This window comes from Gordonia sp. NPDC003422 (assembly GCF_053588675.1).
Genome location: NZ_JBSFQL010000001.1, coordinates 22,155 through 27,419 on the forward strand (window position 1 = coordinate 22,155; position 5,265 = coordinate 27,419).

General features: G+C 66.0%; 6 protein-coding genes. 3 read left to right on the forward strand and 3 right to left on the reverse strand.

What is annotated here, in order from left to right:
- Positions 1-329 precede the first annotated feature (329 nt).
- Together ACWDTF_RS00075 and ACWDTF_RS00080 are read left to right on the forward strand one after the other, a co-directional pair.
- Positions 330-1,091 (forward strand): acetoacetate decarboxylase family protein, encoded by a 762-nt coding sequence (locus ACWDTF_RS00075; RefSeq protein WP_449753824.1) that lies wholly within the window; start codon positions 330-332, stop codon positions 1,089-1,091.
- Positions 1,092-1,158: 67 nt separating this feature from the next.
- Positions 1,159-2,172, forward strand: a complete 1,014-nt coding sequence (locus ACWDTF_RS00080; protein ID WP_449753825.1) for a pirin family protein — start codon at positions 1,159-1,161, stop codon at positions 2,170-2,172.
- Between the two features lie 16 nt (positions 2,173-2,188).
- Here ACWDTF_RS00080 and ACWDTF_RS00085 read toward each other — a convergent pair whose 3' ends face one another.
- The gene (locus ACWDTF_RS00085) at positions 2,189-2,839 is read right to left on the reverse strand and encodes a CE1759 family FMN reductase (protein WP_449753826.1); all 651 of its coding nucleotides are present in this window, start codon (positions 2,837-2,839) and stop codon (positions 2,189-2,191) included.
- On the reverse strand, positions 2,836-3,957 hold the full coding sequence (locus ACWDTF_RS00090; RefSeq protein ID WP_449753827.1) for an LLM class flavin-dependent oxidoreductase: 1,122 nt from the start codon (positions 3,955-3,957) through the stop codon (positions 2,836-2,838). The genes ACWDTF_RS00085 and ACWDTF_RS00090 overlap by 4 nt, the downstream gene beginning before the upstream one ends.
- Before the next feature lie 124 nt (positions 3,958-4,081).
- Between ACWDTF_RS00090 and ACWDTF_RS00095 the strand changes: the two genes are divergently transcribed.
- Positions 4,082-4,615, forward strand: a complete 534-nt coding sequence (locus ACWDTF_RS00095; protein ID WP_449753828.1) for a DUF4878 domain-containing protein — start codon at positions 4,082-4,084, stop codon at positions 4,613-4,615.
- Between the two features lie 69 nt (positions 4,616-4,684).
- On the opposite strand, the gene ACWDTF_RS00100 is transcribed toward ACWDTF_RS00095, so the two are convergent.
- A complete protein-coding gene (locus tag ACWDTF_RS00100) occupies positions 4,685-5,035 on the reverse strand; it encodes a hypothetical protein (RefSeq protein WP_449753829.1) in 351 nt (116 codons plus the stop codon).
- Positions 5,036-5,265: the final 230 nt, after the last annotated feature.

The following is a 5,265-nucleotide window of genomic DNA, read 5'->3' on the forward strand; positions in this document are numbered from 1 at the left end:
ACCGACGCCCCCTTTCTCGAATCCGGCATCTCGCCCAGTACCGCGGTGACGCTCACCGCGCTCACAGGTTGAATAGGCCAAACTCACAGGTACGTTAGCCCACGACTCAGACGTCGGCTGAACAACCGACACCGTTGACCGTTTCAGATGTATTTGCGCAGGTCAAGTACGGTTCTCTCGCATGTCCACACTTTTGTGGACACGGCCCGACGGGGAGCCAGGTCTCGATGCGAACCGCAGCATTCTCACACCCGCCGGGGCCAAAATATGCCAAACTAGAACACGTTCTCATTCCTTCGACAACGGCCTGCGCCGGCGAGGAGAAACGTGTGACCGCACCGCCCACTCATGACGTCCTGGGCACCCCTGTGACGATGCCGGTCGACATTCGCAACGCGCGATGCTTCGTCGCCGGGTACACCGCGGATGCCGACGCGGTGCAACGTGCCATCGATTCGGCCGCCCCGTCACCGGGCTCGCTCCGGCCGCTGCGGATCCGCGCCAACCGGGCGCTGTGCATGCTCGTCTTCGTCGACTACATCGACGGCGATCTGGGCCCCTACAACGAGTTCGGCGTGTGCTTCCTGGTCGAGGACCCCACCACACCTCCCGCATCCCGCCTCGACGCGCTGCGCAAGCTCATGCGCGGCGACGCGCGGGCCCTGATCCACCGACTCCCCGTCGACGGCGAGTTCACCCTCGCTGCCGGTCGCGGCATCTGGGGATTCCCCAAGACACTGGCCGAGTTCGACGTGGACCATGACTCGGCAATCAAACACGGACGGGTGAGCACCGATGGCCGGCTCGAGGTCGATCTCCGGGTGCGACGCGGACTTCCGGTCCCGAGTTCGGCAGCCGACACCGTGCTCAACGCGTACTCCCAGCTCGACGACGTCCTGCGGGTGACGCCCTGGCGGCTGACGTCGACGACGGGCACCCGCACCCGACTCGGCGGCGCGCGCCTCGTCCTGGGCGACGGCGCGATCGCCGACGAACTGCGGTCGCTGAATCTCGGCCGGCGTGCGTTGATGAGTTCGTCGGTCGGCAAGATCACCATGACCTTCGAGGACGCGGCCGTCGTCGGAGCGTGAGGCAGTCGTGACGGCCTAGACTCGGCTGTGGCAGCGCAGCCCTGCTGCCACAGCACAAGGGAGCGCGATGAGCAACCTCGAGACCAGCCCGGCCGAGATCGACTGCCACTCCGACGAGGACCCCCAGGCGTCGACGGCGGACGGGGCCATCACGGTCGAGGTACTCACGGCACGTGACGTGCCGCTCGGTGGTCCACGGGCGATGACCGTTCATCGAACCCTCCCCCAGCGCAGCCGATCCCTCGTCGGCGCGTGGTGCTTTGCCGATCACTATGGACCCGACGATGTATCGGTGACCGGCGGGATGGACGTCCCACCCCACCCGCACACCGGATTGCAAACGGTGAGTTGGCTTTTCACCGGCGAGATCGAGCATCGGGACACCATGGGCAATCACGCGATGGTCCGGCCCGGCGAGATCAACCTGATGACCGCCGGGCACGGGATCGCACACACCGAGGTGTCGACGCCGGAGACCACTGTGCTGCACGGAGTCCAGCTGTGGGTCGCACTGCCCGCCGAAAGCATGGACACCGCACGCGATTTCGCCCACTACGCGCCGGAGACACTGCGACGCGACGGCGTCGACGTCAAGGTGTTTCTCGGCGACCTGTTCGGGTCTGTCTCACCGGTACACACCTTCACTCCACTCCTCGGGGCCGAACTCGTCTTCGAGCCGGGCGCGTCGCTCGACATCGCGGTGAAGACCGAATTCGAACACGGAATCCTCGTGGACACGGGCACATTCGCGATCAATGAAGCCGGCGACACGACGCTGGAGCGCACGGAGATGGGGTACGTGGGACTCGGGGCGTCGAGAATCTCCCTGACCAACCGATCGGAGAAACCGGGCCGGGTGATCCTCCTGGGCGGAGAGCCACTCGGCGAGGACATCATCATGTGGTGGAACTTCATCGGTCGCACCCACGACGACATTGTCGGTTACCGCGACGAGTGGATGGCGCACAGCGAACGCTTCGGCCAGGTCCACGGGTACGACGGCGACATCCAGCACCTTCCGGCACCGGCACTCCCCCACTCGCATCTCAAGCCGCGCCAGAACACCCCCGGCCGCGCTTGACCTCGGGAAACACGCCCTAGCCGGCGGGAGTCGAATTACCCAGCAGCCGAGCAAAATTCGCGATACCGGCAGCCTCGGTGGCCATCTGGCGACGCTCGACCTTGTCGACGACCGGTGCCGGCGACTCCGGCGCGGGTACGCCCAGGAGTGCGACGAGTTCGCCTGCGGCGCGGTCGATTCGACCCGACAGCGTGGCGGTGTCACCGGAGGTCGGGGCCCAGTCCTCGGCGGCCGCGTAGATGGCCGTCGGCACGACGACGCTGCGCAGATACGAGAACAGCGGGCGCATCGCGTGGTCGAGCACCATCGAATGTCGGGGGCTACCGCCGGTGGCCCCGATGAGGACGGGTTTGCCGGCCATCGCCTCGACGTCGACCAGGTCGAAGAACGACTTGAACAGACCGCTGTAGGACGCGTTGAAGACCGGCGACGCGACGATCAGCGCGTCGGCCGATTCCACCGCGTCGACGCCGTCGCGTGCGGCGCCCGACGCGAACCCCGTCGTCATCGACCGCGGGATGTCGACGGCGGCCTCGCGCAGGTCGATGATCTCGACCTTCGCCCCGCCACCGAGTCGCGCCCCGACCGCCTCTGCGATCCGGTCCACCAGCAACCTGGTCGACGACGGATCACCGAGACCGCCGTTGACTGCGACAACCCGAGTCATGCGTCGACCTCCTCGGCATCCTGGGCGACATCCGCGGCAGCAGCCTTGGCGTCGCGCGCCGCGACCAGCGATGCGTGGGTCGGGGCGTCCGGCACGTGCGCCGGGCGGCCCGCCTCGAAGCCGGCCCGCAGGTCGGGCAGCACCTCGCCGAGCAGATCCAACTGCTCGAGCACCGTCTTGAGCGGCAACCCGGCATGGTCGACGAGGAACAGCTGACGCTGGTAGTCGCCGAAGCTCTCGCGGAAGCTCAGGGTCTTGTCCAGGAACTCCTGCGGGCTGCCGACTGTCAGCGGGGTCTCGTCGGTGAACTCCTCCAGCGACGGACCGTGTCCGTACACCGGTGCGTTGTCGAAGTACGGCCGGAACTCGCGGACCGCGTCCTGCGAGTTCTTACGCATGAAGAACTGACCACCGAGTCCGACGATGGCCTGATCGGCCTGGCCGTGGCCGTAGTGCTCGTAGCGTTCGCGGTAGAACCCGATGAGGCGCTGGAAGTGCTCCTTGGGCCAGAAGATGTTGTTCGCGAAGAAGCCGTCGCCGTAGTAGGCGGCCTGCTCGGCGATCTCCGGACTCCGAATCGATCCGTGCCACACGAACGGCGCCACGTCGTCGAGCGGACGCGGGGTCGAGGTGAACGAGGTCAGCGGGGTACGGAACTGTCCCTTCCAGTCGACCACGTCCTCCGTCCACAGACGATGCAGCAGGTGGTAGTTCTCGATGGCCAGCGGGATGCCCTGCCGGATGTCCTGCCCGAACCATGGGTAGACCGGCCCGGTGTTGCCGCGGCCGAGCATCAGGTCGACGCGACCGTCGGCCAGGTGCTGCAGCATCGCGAAGTCCTCGGCAATCTTCACCGGGTCGTTGGTGGTGATCAACGTGGTGGCCGTGCTCAATTGCAGGGTCGAGGTCTGCGCCGCGATGTAGGCCAGGGTCGTCGTCGGTGACGACGAGAAGAACGGCCGGTTGTGGTGCTCGCCGATGGCGAAGACGTCCAGACCGATGTCCTCGGCCTTCTTGGCGATGGCGACGATCGCCTTGATCCGCTCGTACTCGGTCGGCTCGATGCCGGTGGTGGGATCGACGGTGATGTCGCTGACGCTGAACAGTCCGAATTGCATCTCGCGCCTCCTGAATTTGTGGCTGTCACCCTACCTAACCGGACCGTGGTCCGTTTGATTCCCGCGTGCAAGTCCGGCACCGAGGACGCGTTAGTGTTGGCTTACCCGAACCACAGGAGTCGCAATGAAGCTTCGCAAGTCCATCGCCGCCGCAACACTGGCCGGCACCGCCCTGTTCGTCGTCGTGGGCTGCACGGAGGAAGACCAGCAGGCCGCCAAGAACGCCGCCAGCAGCGCGGTGGACCAGGCAGGCAGCAAGGTCACCAGCGTCGCGCAGTCGGTGAGCAGCCAGGTCGCCGACGCCGTCATCGGCCTGCGCGTCAGCGACGCCCAGAACATCCTCGACAAGGCCACCAACCCGAATACGTCGGCCGCCGACCTCGCGACCGTCGTCGACACCAGCAACCCGGCGAACGTCCCCGCGATGCAGGCCTTCGCCAAGAGCGCCTCGGCCGCCGGTTACACCTTCACGGTGAAGAACGTCTCGAAGGACGGCGACAACCAGGCCAAGGTCGACATCGCGGTGAAGAGCCCGCACATCCCGATGCCCGACGGCGCGCCGATGACGCTGACCTACGTCAAGGTCGACGGCAAGTGGAAGCTGTCCACCGAGGCGGTCAACGCGCTCGCCGCCCAAGGTGCACAGCACGGCGGCTGAGCTTCAACAGCAAAGAAGCGGGGCCCGATCGACATCGGGCCCCGCTTCTTGTTGGTCTGTGGTTCTTCGTCAGCCGACGGCGCGCAGGTGGCCGCGTCCCTCGTCGCCCCGCGGGACGTCGCGGCCCAGCCAGCTGAGGATCTCACCGAGGGCTCCGGCAACCGCATCCGGCGAACCCAGCTTGCCGACGTTGGGCAGGCAGTGCAGCACGGACGCCGGCAGAGCGGCTTCGGCGTTGATGGAGTGTTTCGACGCGACCTGTTCGTAGCGGGTCAGCGCCTCGGCGAGCGCGCCATAGGTCGCGGCCTGTCCGCTGTGTCGCACCGCAGTGAGACTCGGGGTCAGGTCAGCCTTGGCGAACACCTGGTCGATGATGGCCCGTGTGCGCTGTTGCTCCCACGAGTAGGCAGAATCTCTCATAATTTCCCTCGCCCCGGCCCTTGCTGCATGTGAGCCTGTTGACGCACCAGTCTGTCATTCATTCGGATGTTGCGATCGCTCTCGTGGCAATTGTTGCCTATTTCACAGTGAAATTCGACCTCCGCCACATCTAATATGCTACCTACGCGACTGCCGTTACTGCAGTGGCAGATGTGACTGATGTGAATTTGTGACCGTGTCGTGTCCTCCCGCCGATCCGGCTCAACCCG